This window comes from Sphingopyxis sp. P1IMeth2 (genome assembly GCF_900185685.1).
Classification (GTDB): domain Bacteria; phylum Pseudomonadota; class Alphaproteobacteria; order Sphingomonadales; family Sphingomonadaceae; genus Sphingopyxis; species Sphingopyxis terrae_A.
Genome location: NZ_FYAT01000001.1, coordinates 902,501 through 916,664, shown reverse-complemented (window position 1 = coordinate 916,664; position 14,164 = coordinate 902,501). Strand labels below are relative to the sequence as shown.

Below are 14,164 nucleotides of genomic sequence, written 5' to 3'. Positions count from 1 at the left end.
GCGCTGCGGCGCAAGGAGCCCGAAATGTCCGAATCCCCTGACTTCGCGCAGCGTCTCGACCGTGTCGAAAGCCGATTTGCGATGCACGATCTCGTCAGCGATTACTGCCACGGCTTCGACAAGCACGACTGGGACCGCTTCAGTGCCATCTGGTGGCCCGACGCGGTGTGGGACATCGGCCCGCCCTTCGGCAAATTCGAGGGGAGCGAAGGCATCGCGCATGTGACCAAGGATATTCTCTGGCCCGCCTGGCTCGCGTCGAGCCATTTCACGACCAATCTTGTCATCGCTTTCGACGGCGACGACCAAGCGACCGGGGTGTGCGACGTCGACTGCATCGGCACCACCGCCGACGAGCAGGCACAGACCGTCAGCGCCAGCTATTTCGATCGGTTCGAGCGTCGCGGCGGGGTTTGGAAGATCGCGCACCGCAAGGTGAAGATGTATCACTTCAACCCGCTGCCCGGCGTGACCTTGTCCGCCCCTGAATAGGAGTTTTCATGGCCTATCTCGACACCGATGACGGCGGCCGCGTCTATTACGAGCATCACCGCGCGCCGGGCCTCGCCGTTGTGCTGATCCACGGTTGGGGCATGTCGGGCGATTATTGGGCCTCGGCGGTCGAGGCGTTGCTTGCCGAGGGCCATGGCGCGATCGTCGTCGATCACCGCGGCTGCGGCCGCTCCGACCGCGACTTCGGCGATATGTCGATCGGCGCGATTGCAGGCGACGTGGCCGCGATCGTCGAACGCTGCGGCACCCCGCGCGTGGTGCTCAACGGTTGGTCGCTCGGCGGCGCCGTCGCGGTCGCCGCGGCCGATCTGCTGGGCAATCGCGTCGCCGGCCTGATCCTTACCTGCGGCGCGTCGCCGCGCTATGTCCAGGGCGACGGCTTTCCGCACGGCGGGTTGCCCGAGGATGTGCTGGGAATCGGCGCTGCGATCACGGCCGACCGCCCCGGCTTTTTCCGCGCGCTAGCCGAAGGCGCATCGGGCGAAGGCGCAAGCGAAGCGATGATCGGTTGGGTCGAACGCGGATTCCTGGCCACCGGACCGCGCGCCAGCGACACGCTCGCTGGGCTGGCGACGCTCGACCAGCGCGCCTTGCTGGCATCGTTCGATTTTCCCGTGCTGTCGATCGGCGGCGCGAAAGACAGCATTGCCGACCCAGCCATTGCGGGATTTGCGGCAAATTGTGCCTCGAAAGGCACGCTGCTCACCATGGATACTGGCCATTCGCCGCATCTGGAAAGCCCGTCCGCCTATAATGAGGCGATACTTGCCTTTGTAAGAAAGCTTGACCGATGACCACCGCGCCGCTCGACGATCTTGCCGCCCTGCTCGCTCCCCTGCATGCGCCCTTCGCATGCAAATCGCTGAAAGCGCCTAACCGTTTCTGCATGGCGCCAATGTCGCGCTATTTTGCGCCCGGCGGGGTGCTGACCGACGATGGCGCGGAATATTATCGCCGCCGCGCTGCCGCGGGTATCGGCACGATCATCACCGAAGGAACGGGCGTTGCGATCGACCACACGGTCGCTGCCGACACCATCCCCATCTTCGCCGGCGATACGCCGCTCGTCGCCTGGCAGGCCGCGGTCGATGCGGTCCATGGCGAAGGCGGCATGTTTGTTCCGCAATTATGGCATGTCGGCGGCTGTATCGATTTCAACTACCCCGACGCGCCCCACGCTGAGCTGGTCAGCCCGTCGGGCTTTGCTGGTCCCGACGTGCCGGGCGGCCGGGCGATGACCGACCGCGACATTGCCGACACTATCGCAGCTTTCGCCGAGTCCGCTCGTGCTGCCAAGGCGATCGGTTGCGACGCGATCGAACTGCATGGCGCGCATGGATATATTTTCGACCAATTCTTTTGGGATAAGACCAATTTTCGCGACGACCGCTACGGCGGGCCGGACATCGGTGACCGCGCGACCTTCGCCGCAGAGGTGGTCGCAGCCTGCCGCGCGGCGGTTGGCGAAGAATTTGCGATTATTTTCCGCGTGTCGCAGTGGAAAACCTATGACTATGACGTCAAGCTTGCGCGCGATCCCGACGAATTGCACCGCTGGCTCGACCCCCTCGCACGCGCTGGGGTCGACATCTTCCACGCCTCGCAGCGCCGCTTCTGGGAGCCCGAATACGCGGGCGATGCCAAAAATCTCGGTGGCTGGATCAAGGAAGTGACGGGCAAGCCGGTCATCACCGTGGGGTCGATCGGCATGGACCGCGACCTGATGCAGGATTTCGTCGAAGGGATTTCCTCGCCGATGCTGGGGCGTTTGAAAGATCTGGTTGCGATGTTCGAACGCGGTGAATTCGACCTCGTCGCGCTCGGTCGCGTCCTCCTCGCCGACCCCAACTGGCTGGAGAAAATAGAACAGCATCGCATCGACGAATTGACCCCCTATGATCGCGCGACTGCGCTCAAACAGTATGAACATCATTAAAGATTCTGTTCGAAGTCTGCATAGTCGCTTTGCGGTCCGTCGAACGCGGTCGCAGTTCCCCAAGCTAGACGGAAGCGGTTCGCTGCGGTTCGCTAAGGTCCCCCCGGCTGCGACGGAAAAATCTGCCGACCCGTTTGCGCTGCAATAGGCCCCGCGAGACGACCGCACCGTGCTGCCGGGCGGCGGCTCTCACCCAGCGATCTAGGTTGGCTGAGAACTGAGGCGAGCGCTAGATCTGACCGCGGCCGCGCTGAACAGGTCTGACCTGGAATCGACACTTCGATCGGCGCTCACAACCACGCGCGGTGGAGCGATTCGCGATCTGGCGCGGCACGAAGAGCCGATGGCGCTTGCATTCGAAGCCCATGCGCTGGAGCGAAAGAACAAGCGCCTCCATGCCCCGCGTACCCGCCGCCGTCTCAGGCCAAGAGTGCCACTCACAACATCCTTGCCGCAAAATAGGCCCGCACCTCCTTCTGAAATTCCAGCGTCAGCCGCGAAGGCCGCGACACGTTCGACACGGCAAAGGCATATTCATGCTCGATTGGCGGATCAAAGGGTCGGGCGACCAGCGGATGGTGAAGATAGGGCTTAACGAGCAATTCGTTCAGTATCGCCATCCCGTTCCCGCGTGCGGCAAGCGCGCAGGCTGAACCGTGCGTGTGCGTTTCGATCGCCACTGTAGGGCGGAGGCCAAAGGCGGCGAACGCGGCATCGACCTGCGTGCGCCAGTGGCGCCCCGCGCCGAGCAGAATTAAAGGATGCCGGCCGATGTCGGACGGCGTGATTTCGCCGCGTCCGGCAAGCGGATGATCGCCGCGCATCACGCAAACCGATCCGCTCGAAACTATCTGCTCGATCGCTAGATCGCTTTCGTCGGTCGGCAGCTTGACGAAACCGCAATCAACATAACGCATCGCGATCATCGTCCGCGCGGTTTCGACGCTGCGCGAATCGATGCTGAACTCGACGCCCGGAAAGCGCTCCCGAAAGCGGGAGACGATGTCGGGCAGCACGCCTTCGGCAAAGCTCGGCGGCGCGACAATCCGGACGGTACCCGCCGAATAGCCCGCAATGTCACGCACCAGACTGTTGAATCGGTCGAGGCTTGAGAGCGAAAGCTCGACTTCCTGGATCAGCTTGGTGCCATCGGCGGTCGGTACCAGCTTACCGCGATCGCGATAGAAGAGATCGAAGCCAACCTGGGCTTCAAGCTGCGCTATCAGGCGGCTGACCGCGGGCTGGGACAGGGACAATTGCTTGCCAGCGGCGGTCGCCGATCCGGTGCGCATTATCTCGGCAAAAACGCGCAGCGCGCGGAAGCTGACATCCTTGTCGGGCTCGACGCCGGCAGGTGCTAGCGGCTTGCGCATCGTCAGTCTGTCGCGGCCGCTATGACCGGCAGAAGGATGCGCGAGGCGAGACCACCGCCCAGATAGACGCTGTTCTCGGCGACGACAGGGTCGAGCCCTTCGACGCGCCAGTCGGTGCCCGGGTTGATGTCGAAGTGGGGGAAATTGCTCCCGGCGATTTCGAGGCGGATGCGATGCCCGGCCGCAAAACGGTTGCTCATCGGGAACGAGGCAATCTGCACGCAATAAATCTTTCCGGGCTCCATCACTTCTGGCACTTCAAAGGAGTCTCGGAAGCGCATTCTCAACAGGCCATGCGCGATATTGAGCGCATAGCCCTCCGGATAGTCGGCGCTCACCGGATAAACATCAACAATTTTGATCATGACGTCGGTATCGAGGGCTGTCGAGCTTACGAAAAGTTCGGCAACCGCCTGACCGGTCAGTTCGACGTCGCTACCCAGCGGATCGGTTTCAAACACCAGCACATCCGTCCGATCGGCAAGGGGGGGCCAGGGTTCGCGCGCGCCGAAGAAATCGGGTCCTTCGCGTTGGTTGAATCCCCCTGCTTCCATCACCGGGGCTCCCGATGCGATCGCGCCGCCGATTGTCGGCACCGGATGATAGGGGTCGTGAATGAAGCTCGACGTGTGGGAACCGGCTGGTGCCGCTTCGCGCAGCGCGGCGTCGGGATGCAAATAGAATGGCGTCAGGCGCATCGTCGGCAGCGGCCAGGAAGCGGCGGTGCTCCAACGTCCCCCATGGTCGAGCCGCCCGCTCGGGAGGCGCCGGCCGGTGCCGCCGCCCATTATGAAGAAGTAAACCGGTTCGGGCAGCGGGTCGATAGCGCTAGCCTTCATATGACGGTCGAACCACGCCTTTCGCAGCGCGCCATAATCACCAAACAGATGGTCGAGGGTCGACTGCGGCCCAAAGTCGGCATCCCCCGAATAGGTAAGCGAGCGCTTACCATGCGTCCACGGCCCGAGAATCAACTTTACGGGGCCGCGCTTGATCTTCGACAGAGCGACGAAATTCTCCACAGCGGTCAGCGCGTAAGGATCATACCAACTCGACATATGCACCATGGGCACGTCGGCGAAGTCCTCGTACCAGCCGCGCGCATAAAGGCCCCGCTGTTTCCAGAAGTCGGTGAAACGATCCTCGTCCCATTGTTCGAGGACGAAATCTTCATATTCCGGCGCCGCCGCGATCGGCGAGTGGCCGGGGCGCCATTTCTCGACGCCGATCCATTCGCGGATGTCGGATGCCTCGAGCGCCGCGCGCCGCGCGGGATCAGCCAGCGTTTCCGGCGCAAGCAGCGCATGCTTGAGCGCCCAGGTCAGTTGCTTGAGTTCATAGGCGCCCCCTTGTCGGATGCCGCTGTGATAGGCGCTCGAAAATCCGCCCGAATCGAGGAACATCGCCGCGAGGCCCGGCGGATCGAGCGTCGCGAGTGCGGCCTGCACATGCGCGCCATAGGACAGGCCGAGCGTGCCAATCCGGCCGTTGCACCACGGCTGCTGCATGATCCAGGCGATGGTGTCGGCGCCGTCCTCCGCCTCCGACATATATTTGCGGAACACGCCCTGCGAGCCATAGCGCCCGCGGCAATCCTGCAACACGAATGCATATCCGTGCGCTGCGAAATCGGCGGCAATCGCGGGCTTCGACCGCGGCACCGGATCGGCGACCGAGAAGTCGGCGTGGTTGGTGCCGGTCTTGTCATAGGGCGTGCGTTCGAGCAGCACCGGCACGGCCTTGTCTTTGGCGCCGGCGGGCAGATAGATGTCGGTCGCCAGATGCACGCCATCGCGCATCGGCACCATGACGTTGGCGATCACCTGGGCGGTCATGGCCGCGGTCACCGCGCAGGCATCATATAGGTTGCCGGTGCACCGGGGCCGACCGGCAGTTCGAGCCCGGTCCAGAATCCGACAAGGCAAAGTCCGGTCAGTCCAATTGCCATCGAGAAGGGCAGCATCAGCGCGATTAGCGACCCGACCCCGAAATCGCGGCGCCAGCGCTGTGCAAGGACAAGGACGAGGACGAAGTTCGATGCAACGGGTGTCACGATGTTGAAGATCGAATCGCCCATCCGGTAGGCGGCCGTGGTCATTTCCGGCGAGACGCCGAGCAGCATCAGCATCGGGACGACAATCGGCGCCATCGCGCTCCATTTCGCCGAGGCCGAACCGATGACGAGATCGAAAATCGACGACATTAGCAGCAGTAGAATCAGCATCACCGGGGTCGCAAGATGCTGGGCGCGCAGCCAGTCGGCGCCGTTGATCGCGAGCACCGGACCAAGGTTCGACCAGGCGAACATCGCGATGAAATGCGCGGCGAAGAATGCGATGACGAGAAACGGAGTCATGGTCGCAAGGCCTTCGGTCATCATCTTGACCACGTCGCGGTGCGAGGTGACGGTGCCGACCGCGGCGCCGTAAGCCCAGCCGCTGACGAGGAAGAGCAGCATGAAGCCTGCCACGAGCGAGGCGTAAAATGGTTCGAACCGGGCCGGCCCCAATGCCCCTGCATCGACCAGCGGCGTATAGCCGGGCCAGAAGAGGAGGGCTGCGAATAGGGCAATCACCGCGAAAGCAGCGAAGCCCGCGCGGCGCAGGCCGCGGCGCTGCAACACGGGATCGGCATGATCGTCGATCTCACCCTCGGGCGGCGGATCGCGCCACACACCGAGCCGGGGCTCGACGATCCGGTCGTTGACGAACCAGGTGATCGGCACGAGCAGCAATCCGAGCGCGGCGGTGAAATACCAATTGCCGAGCGGGTTGAGCATATGATCGGGGACGAGCAGCGCGGTCGCCGTTTTCGTGATCCCGAGCATCAGAACGTCAAACTGACCTGGCACCAGGTTGGCGGCGAAAGCGCCCGATATCCCGGCATAGGCGATCGCAATGCCCGCCAGCGGATGCCGCCCGGCGGCGGCAAAGATGATCGCCGATAGCGGAATCAATACGACATAGGCGGCATCGGCGGCCTGATGCGACAACAGGCCGATCAGAAAAATCGCCGGGCTGAGAAAGCGGCTTGGCACGCCGCGCATCGCGCGCGTCATCAGGGCGGTGAACAGTCCCGATCGCTCGGCGACGGCGGCCCCCAGCATGACGACAAGGATCAGCCCCAAGGGAGGAAAGCTGGCCATGGTGTCGGGCATGGCGGTCAGCAGCTTGCCGATATTTTCCGCCGAAAGCAGACTTTTGGTGACCAGTATTTCGCCATTCACCGGATTGACCGCGCTCCAGCCCCAGCTTGCCGCAGCCGCCGATACGGCGACCAGCAGCGCGATCAGACCAAGGAAGATGAAGACCGGGTCGGGCAGGGCATTGCCCCAGCGCTCGACCCGGTCGAGCCACTTTTGCGTCTTGCCTGACATCGTCGAACCGCCCCGCATCGCTGATTCCGTGATGGCCGCGCCGGTTCCGGCGCGGCGCATCGGTTTACATCTTCACCGAGAAGCTGGCGTAGAGGAAGCGGCCACGCGCGTCATAGGTGTAGATGTCGTAGTTGATGGGCGCATTGGCGTAAGAAGCAGGCGGCGCCTTGTCGAACAGATTGTTCACGCCGATCGCGAAGCGCGCCGTATCGTCGCCGATGTTGAAGCCGAGTTCGACGTCGGTGTAGATGATCGACCGGGTCCGGTCGTCCTTGACCGCGTTGACCACATCGCTCGTCGGGCCAATGTAGCGCGCGCGCAAGGTCGCATCCACCGTGTCGCCGGTCCAGCCGAGCGACGCCTGCCCCTTCCAGTGCGGATAGGTTGATCGCGGAGCATCGCCGCGGCCGGCGCGCTCGTCGACGATGGGGTCGCCTCCCGCGGGGTTGGGCGCGGTGGTCTTGAACGAATGGAGATAGGACGCATCGACGACCGCCGAGATGCGGCCGATGCTGGTGCTGAAATCATAGCGCAGCGTGGCGTCGACCCCATCGGTGGTGATCGAGTTGAGGTTCTGGGCGCCCTGCAGCAGTTCGAGGATCGCGCCGGTCCCGCTGTCGCGGCTGACGAGGTCGCAGAATATTCCGCCGCGAACGGCGCAAAGCTGAAGGATCTGGGTCGCCGACTGCGAGGCGATCGCGTCCTTGATCTTGATCTTGTAGTAATCGACGGTCAGCGACAGGCCGCGCACCGCGCGCGGCGAGATAGCGATGCCTGCGCTGAACGTGTCGGCTGTTTCCGGCTTGAGGCCGGGGTTGCCGCTGATGACGCCCGGGATCAGGCCATTGAGGTTGTAATTGGCTTGGTTATATCCGGTCGGCACGCCGGCGCAGCCTGGCAGGCCGGGGTTCGCAGATGCGCCGCCGTTGCACGGGTCTGTCCCCTGGAAGCTTGTCTGGCGGGCACCCTGATATAGTTCGAGGATCGAAGGCGCGCGAAAGCCCTGCGAGTAAGTGCCGCGGAACAATATGTCCTCGATAGGACGGTAGCCGACGCCTGCCTTCAAGGTAACCTTGTTGCCGACCGTCGAGTAATCCGAATAGCGCCCGGCGAGGCTGAGCTCGAGGCTCTCGGCAAATGGCTGGTTGCGGAAAACCGGAACATTGAGTTCGGCATAGGCTTCATGGAGGTCGTAGCTGCCAACGGTCGCGGTCCGGGTTTGCCCGGTCGTCTTCGCATATTGGGAGGAGAGGTAGAGCGAGGGTGCGTTGACCACCGGATCGGGCGCATCGAAGCCGCGGTTCTGACGATATTCGTAGCCGACCGCTAGCGCCACCGGTCCGGCGGGCAGGTCGAACAGATTGCCCGTCACGTTGAATGCGGCATTGTAGAGCTCGGTGCGGTTATATTCGCGCGTCGTGAAGCGGATATAGGCCGCCTGTGCGTCCGTCATCGGCGCGAACAGGTTGATCGGCACGCAGCCGGCATTCGCTGCGCAGGTCGCGGGCGAGCCGAGGCCTAAGAACAGATTGTCGTAGTTGATACCATTCTCGGCGGTCGTGTGGATGGCATTTTTCGAATAGGATCCGAAGACGTCCCAGCGCCATTCGCCGTCGCCGATCATGAAACTTCCGTCGAGACCTGCCGACACCCGGATCGTTTCAACGTCCTGCAGATTGTTGCGGTTGCCGACGTCGGTCATGACCTTGCGAATGCGCCAGGCGCTGTTCGCAGCGAAGCCGATGGCGTTGGCGGTCGGTACCCCGTTAGCAGTGCCAAACGGATTAAAGGCCTGATTGTTCGGGATCGAAAATCCGCGCACGGTTCCCGATGAGCCACCGATATCGAGCAGGACTGGCGAGAAGAGCTGGTTCGACTTGCGGCGGTTGTAAACGCCGTCCAGTTTGATCGAAACATTGTCCGAAAGCTCATAGTCGAAGCGGCCATAAAAGCCGTAACGTTCCGAGGGACCCGCCGAATAGATGCCCTGCGCCTGCGTGTTGTAATAATCGCCTGGCAGCGCTCCGACATGAAATGCATTGTCGGCGAGCGCCCCGGCGCCGATCGTCGCGCCGCTATTGAGGATGATCGGGTTTGAAGAATTGGCGAAGCCGGTCGCGGTGCCGAAATAGGCGTTGTTCGACAGGCCCGGCAGGATGAACAGACCGTTGGGATTGGTGCCAACCGAAGTCGCCGGCACCAAAGTCTGCGTGGTCAGCTCGCGTGCGTCGGTACGGATGGGCCGCGACCGAAAATAGCTGCCCGACAGGATGACCGAAGCCCGGTCCCATGTCTTGCCGACGGTCAATTTGCCCCCGAGTTCGGCGCCGTCGCCGTGGCTGGTCACGCCCGCACGAACAGATCCTCGCAGCCCGTCGAACGGTTGGACGGTCTTGATATTTACCACCCCCGCGATTGCGTCGGCGCCATAAATGGCGGACGCACCGTCCTTCAGGATTTCAATACCGTCGATCATTCCCTGCGGCAGCGTGTTGAGATCGACGAAGTCACGGAAGCCACGCTGGCCGACGCCATCGACCCAGCGGTGCCCGTCAACGAGCACAAGGACCCGGTTGCCGCTGCCCTCGGCGCCGCCCAGATAGCGCAGGTTGATCGAACTGGCGCCGTAGGAGGTTCCCTGCGTGCCGTTGGAATTAAGGCTGACACCTGCCGACGGCAGCTTTTGCAGCAGGTCACCGATCGACGAACTGCCCGACTTGGTGATGTCTTCCGACGTCAATGTCAGAATAGGACCGACCGAGTCTGCATCCTTGCGCCCGATGCGCGACCCGGTGACAATGATCTCGCCGCTGCCAGCTGCATCTGTTGCCGCCTCATCCTCTGCGTCTTGAGCATGAGCGAGCGCAGGCCATGCAAGCGCGGCGAGGCTGATGCCGGCGATGGCGGCAAACCTCGCGGCCTGTCGGCGCCGGATGAAACGAGCGGATGCGATGGTCATATTGTCCCCCCAAATTGCGATTCGGTCACTGGCTTAGGGCCAACTGTTCCCCCAAAAAATATTATGACGGTCGCAAATGCGCTCATACCGAAAGTGCATGACATTGCCCTGCTTTGCACGCACTTGGTATGGAGTGAAGCGGAGGAACGGTACTCATGTCATCAGCCTACCGGCTCACGCCTACCCGCAGACACCTCATCGGCGCTGGCGTTTCCGTCGTCCTTCTGCCGGTTCTGGCCGGAGCCGGGAAGCGGCCTCTGCGGATCAGCCTGCTCGGCCAATCACTTATCAAAACCGACCTGCGCAAGCTTGGCTGGAGCGAGCTCGAGGCGTTCGGGCACCTGTTCAAAGGGCGCGACGCCGTTTTCACCGATCTTGAAACGGTAATTGCCGGCCCACTCGCAGGGGAATCGACGCGGCCTGCCGATAGCGAGGTGCTGCACGTCGCCGATCCTACGGTTATCGATTGCCTCCTGAAAATCGGGGTCAATATCGTCGCAACGTCGAACAATCACGCCTGGGACCTGGGCAGCGGCGGGATATTGTCGACCATTGACGCGCTGGAGACCCGAAATCTCGTCTATGCCGGAAGCGGCCGCAACCTCGCTGCAGCGAGCGCTCCCGGCTTGTTGCAGGCGCGCGCCCGGGTGGCGCTTGTCGCGGCGGCGGCGGGTGCAATCCGCGATGGTGCGGCTGCCACCGACACAAGGCCGGGCGTCAACGAGCTGCGCCGCGGAGCAGACGGAGCGCTGGTCGGAAGCGACGTCGAACGTTATCTAGCCGCCATCCGCATTGCCGCAGCCAGCGGGGCGACAGTGATTGCCTATCTGCACAGCCATTATTGGGAGCCGCGCAAGTCCGATACGCCGGCTTGGCAGCGCGACCTCGCCCGCCGAGCGATCGATGCCGGCGCCGTCACATTCGTTGCCCACGGCGTGCCTGAATTGCAGGGCATCGAATATTACCGTGGGGCGCCGCTCTTCCACGGCCTCTCGTCCTTTATCTTCCAATCCGAAAAGCCTCACGGCGCCTATGGCCCGGAAGCGTGGCAGTCGGTGATTGCCGAACTTGACGTCATTGATGGCGGCGTAGCCCGTGCAGAGATTATCCCCGTTCAACTCGATGCCGAAGGTGTCGACTACGGGGGGCGGCGGGTGAAGGGTAGCCCGCAGCTTGCCACAGGGCCTTCGGTCGGCGTCATCTGCACGCGCCTCGCTGACCTGAGTGACGCTCTTGGATCCTCTGTCTTTTTCGAGGCCGGTCGGCCGCGAAGCCGTGGCGCAACGGCTGTGAAAATTGTTCCGAAGCTTCCACGGAGCTGACCGCCAGGCAGCGATCGATGCTCTGGAATCCAGTCGGAATTTGGCGGAGCTCGTGGGCGACGACGAGCCTGAGATTAAGATATTCACAACGACATAGAGGCATATTGGGCCTCGATAGCCGTGGCGTTAGTCGGCACCATCACACTCCGGCCTTAAGCATGATCGATCAAAATACTAATCTCGGTTTGGCCGCTCGGTATCTGGTCGACGACCTTCCAGGTGCGCGGCAAGTTGGCGCACGGCTTAATGGGATTCTCTGCAAGATCGAAGCCGGCGAGTCACCCTCGGCAGCAACGCTACAGTTTCTTGCAGAAAGAGGCCTGGAAGCTATTCGCGCTTGCGTGATCAGCCAGCGGGATTGGTCAGAGTTTTCGGAGCAAGCCGAGGCCGAGCGTAGAGAGCGGATCGAATGTGCCGAGCAAAAGGCGGCAGACGACGCAGTGGCCCTTGCGCAGGCTGCGGAAAGCAGAGCCGCGGCAGTTAAACAATATTTCGCCGAGCGCGAAAATGACCCTGTATTTCGTCGGCGGCGCGAGTCCAAAGAGCTCCGGAATCGTTTCGGAATCGGAAATGTTGATGCCGACCACTACCGTCGCATCATGAGGCTGCTTTCCCAGCTTTCTGTCGGGCGGCGGCTCTCACCGAGCGAGGTAGCATGGCTGAGAACCGAGGCCGATTATTGCTGGACCGATGCGGTCAGTCACGCATGGCACACTGCCGAAGCGAAAGCCTTCACCGAAGAATGGGAACGAAGCCAAGACCCTTGGACGGCGGTGAATGCCAGCGGCCACTGGCGGAAGGCAGGAGAACCGAGGCGATCGCTAGATCTGACCGCGGCTGCGTTGAAAAGGCCAAATCTGGAATCGAAACTGCGATCAGCGCTCACAACCACGCGCGGTGGAGCGATGCGAGATCTGGCGCGGCACGAAGAGGCGATGGCGCTTGCATTCGAAGCGCATGCGCTGGAACGAAGCAGCTACCGACCATGCACGCTCTTGGGCGCGCTGCATATGGAGGCCGGTAATCTAGCCGCTGGTCACAGCTGGTACGAAAAAGCAGAAGAACTCGGCGCTCCTAGTGAGGCGATTGATGGTGAACTTCGTGCCCTGATGGCTCGATGCGCGCCGGAGGAGCGCGAGCGGATTCGCAGATTCTTGCTGCAGCACGCACCTGACAGGTTTGCTTACCTCGGCCGCTGACCGGCGGTCGTTGGCCGCTTCTCGCGCCGCCTCGGCGTGGTGCTTCCGGATTGTAATGAAATTAAATCCGTCTGCGTAGGGTGTGCTAACCGATGATGCAGAGGCGTGCTTCCAGATTTCCCCCGAGGGGAACTTTATCATGGAAATCAAAGGGGTTACTGGTTGCGGGAGTAGGATTTGAACCTACGACCTTCAGGTTATGAGCCTGACGAGCTACCGGGCTGCTCCATCCCGCGTCAACCAGAGCGCGGCGCCGTTTGGGGCCGCAAAAACAGCAAAAGGCCGGCATCGCTGCCGGCCTCTAACTTTGTGAATGGGTTTCTTTTCGACCTTACGCCGGCTGCAATGCCTGGCGACGTCCTACTCTTCCGTGGCTTAAGCCAAAGTACCATCGGCGCTGTCAGGTTTCACGGCCGAGTTCGAGATGGGATCGGGTGGGTCACTGACGCCATGGTCACCAAGCAATGAAGCCGGCGTAGGTCAAAAAGGGTTTCAATCGATGTCCGTGCAATACTGTCTGATCAATCATCCACTTATCGCGGACAATCCTGACAGGATTGTCGTTGATGGTGGGACTCTTCAAGCGCGAATAGAGCAATTAGTATCGGTTAGCTCCATGCGTTACCGCACTTCTACATCCGATCTATCAACGTGGTGGTCTTCCACGGCTCTAAGAAATCTTATCTTGAGGGAGGCTTCCCGCTTAGATGCTTTCAGCGGTTATCCCGTCCATACATAGCTACCCTGCTGCGCGGCTGGCGCCACGACAGGTACACCAGAGGTATGTTCAACCCGGTCCTCTCGTACTAGGGTCAACTCCTCTCAAATTTCGACGCCCACGGCAGATAGGGACCAAACTGTCTCACGACGTTCTGAACCCAGCTCACGTACCACTTTAATTGGCGAACAGCCAAACCCTTGGGACCTGCTCCAGCCCCAGGATGTGATGAGCCGACATCGAGGTGCCAAACGATTCCGTCGATATGAGCTCTTGGGAATCATCAGCCTGTTATCCCCGGCGTACCTTTTATCCGTTGAGCGATGGCCCTTCCACTCGGGACCACCGGATCACTATGACCGACTTTCGTCTCTGCTCGACTCGTCAGTCTCGCAGTCAGGCAGGCTTATGCCATTGCACTCTCGCAGACGGTTTCCAACCGTCCTGAGCCTACCATCGCGCGCCTCCGTTACTCTTTAGGAGGCGACCGCCCCAGTCAAACTACCCGCCACAGAGGGTCCCTGATCCAGTTTCATGGATCGAGGTTAGACATCAGAAAACAACAGGGTGGTATTTCACCTATGGCTCCACGTCAGCTGGCGCCAACGCTTCAAAGCCTCCCACCTATGCTACACAGTTCTTTCCTAATGCCACTCTGAAGCTGCAGTAAAGGTGCACGGGGTCTTTCCGTCTAACCGCGGGTACTCCGCATCTTCACGGAGAATTCAATTTCGCTGAGCATCTCCTGGAGACAGTGGGGAAGTCGTT

Annotated in this window: 9 protein-coding genes, 1 tRNA gene and 2 rRNA genes (1 of these 12 only partly in view); 5 read left to right on the top strand and 7 right to left on the bottom strand. The window is 61.8% G+C overall.

Going from position 1 to position 14,164, the window contains the following annotated elements:
* Window positions 1-24 precede the first annotated feature (24 nt).
* From P1IM2_RS04355 to P1IM2_RS04345, 3 genes are read left to right on the top strand one after another with little or no spacing between them, the layout of a single operon-like run.
* Entirely contained in the window at window positions 25-492 is a 468-nt protein-coding gene (locus tag P1IM2_RS04355; RefSeq protein ID WP_186401519.1) for a nuclear transport factor 2 family protein, read from the top strand.
* A gap of 8 nt (window positions 493-500) precedes the next feature.
* Window positions 501-1,307 (top strand): alpha/beta fold hydrolase, encoded by an 807-nt coding sequence (locus P1IM2_RS04350; RefSeq protein ID WP_186401518.1) that lies wholly within the window; start codon window positions 501-503, stop codon window positions 1,305-1,307.
* A complete protein-coding gene (locus tag P1IM2_RS04345; RefSeq protein ID WP_186401517.1) occupies window positions 1,304-2,449 on the top strand; it encodes a 12-oxophytodienoate reductase in 1,146 nt (381 codons plus the stop codon). The genes P1IM2_RS04350 and P1IM2_RS04345 overlap by 4 nt, the downstream gene beginning before the upstream one ends.
* 437 nt (window positions 2,450-2,886) lie before the next feature.
* Here P1IM2_RS04345 and P1IM2_RS04340 read toward each other — a convergent pair whose 3' ends face one another.
* Genes P1IM2_RS04340 through P1IM2_RS04325 form a run of 4 tightly spaced genes read right to left on the bottom strand, consistent with a single transcriptional unit; the run spans window position 2,887 to window position 10,157 of the window.
* Entirely contained in the window at window positions 2,887-3,822 is a 936-nt protein-coding gene (locus P1IM2_RS04340) for a LysR family transcriptional regulator (protein ID WP_062901470.1), read from the bottom strand.
* A 2-nt stretch (window positions 3,823-3,824) separates the two neighbouring features.
* Window positions 3,825-5,657, bottom strand: coding sequence for a CocE/NonD family hydrolase (locus P1IM2_RS04335; RefSeq protein WP_186401664.1), 1,833 nt, complete (start codon window positions 5,655-5,657; stop codon window positions 3,825-3,827).
* 8 nt (window positions 5,658-5,665) lie between these two features.
* Entirely contained in the window at window positions 5,666-7,216 is a 1,551-nt protein-coding gene (locus tag P1IM2_RS04330) for an AbgT family transporter (RefSeq protein ID WP_186401516.1), read from the bottom strand.
* 46 nt (window positions 7,217-7,262) lie between these two features.
* Window positions 7,263-10,157: a TonB-dependent receptor gene (locus P1IM2_RS04325; RefSeq protein ID WP_186401515.1), complete on the bottom strand. Its 2,895-nt coding sequence runs from the start codon at window positions 10,155-10,157 to the stop codon at window positions 7,263-7,265.
* 155 nt (window positions 10,158-10,312) lie between these two features.
* Here P1IM2_RS04325 and P1IM2_RS04320 point away from each other — a divergent pair, with 155 nt between their 5' ends.
* Window positions 10,313-11,479: a CapA family protein gene (locus P1IM2_RS04320; RefSeq protein WP_186401514.1), complete on the top strand. Its 1,167-nt coding sequence runs from the start codon at window positions 10,313-10,315 to the stop codon at window positions 11,477-11,479.
* Between the two features lie 158 nt (window positions 11,480-11,637).
* Window positions 11,638-12,678: a hypothetical protein gene (locus tag P1IM2_RS04315; protein ID WP_186401513.1), complete on the top strand. Its 1,041-nt coding sequence runs from the start codon at window positions 11,638-11,640 to the stop codon at window positions 12,676-12,678.
* Window positions 12,679-12,837: 159 nt separating this feature from the next.
* Here P1IM2_RS04315 and P1IM2_RS04310 read toward each other — a convergent pair.
* The 3 genes from P1IM2_RS04310 to P1IM2_RS04300 all read right to left on the bottom strand — a co-directional run.
* A tRNA-Met gene (locus P1IM2_RS04310) sits at window positions 12,838-12,914 on the bottom strand.
* 111 nt (window positions 12,915-13,025) lie between these two features.
* Window positions 13,026-13,140: ribosomal RNA gene (gene rrf, locus P1IM2_RS04305) — 5S ribosomal RNA — on the bottom strand.
* 116 nt (window positions 13,141-13,256) lie between these two features.
* A 23S ribosomal RNA gene (locus P1IM2_RS04300) occupies window positions 13,257-14,164 on the bottom strand; it runs 1,885 nt beyond the window's last position.

What these genes read in the sequence shown, in the direction of transcription:
- P1IM2_RS04355 (WP_186401519.1), top strand. Translation starts at nt 25, where the DNA reads ATGTCCGAATCCCCTGACTTCGCGCAGCGTCTCGACCGTGTCGAAAGC.
- P1IM2_RS04350 (WP_186401518.1), top strand. Translation starts at nt 501, where the DNA reads ATGGCCTATCTCGACACCGATGACGGCGGCCGCGTCTATTACGAGCAT.
- P1IM2_RS04345 (WP_186401517.1), top strand. Translation starts at nt 1,304, where the DNA reads ATGACCACCGCGCCGCTCGACGATCTTGCCGCCCTGCTCGCTCCCCTG.
- P1IM2_RS04340 (WP_062901470.1), bottom strand. Translation starts at nt 3,822, where the DNA reads ATGCGCAAGCCGCTAGCACCTGCCGGCGTCGAGCCCGACAAGGATGTC.
- P1IM2_RS04335 (WP_186401664.1), bottom strand. Translation starts at nt 5,657, where the DNA reads ATGACCGCCCAGGTGATCGCCAACGTCATGGTGCCGATGCGCGATGGC.
- P1IM2_RS04330 (WP_186401516.1), bottom strand. Translation starts at nt 7,216, where the DNA reads ATGCGGGGCGGTTCGACGATGTCAGGCAAGACGCAAAAGTGGCTCGAC.
- P1IM2_RS04325 (WP_186401515.1), bottom strand. Translation starts at nt 10,157, where the DNA reads ATGACCATCGCATCCGCTCGTTTCATCCGGCGCCGACAGGCCGCGAGG.
- P1IM2_RS04320 (WP_186401514.1), top strand. Translation starts at nt 10,313, where the DNA reads ATGTCATCAGCCTACCGGCTCACGCCTACCCGCAGACACCTCATCGGC.
- P1IM2_RS04315 (WP_186401513.1), top strand. Translation starts at nt 11,638, where the DNA reads ATGATCGATCAAAATACTAATCTCGGTTTGGCCGCTCGGTATCTGGTC.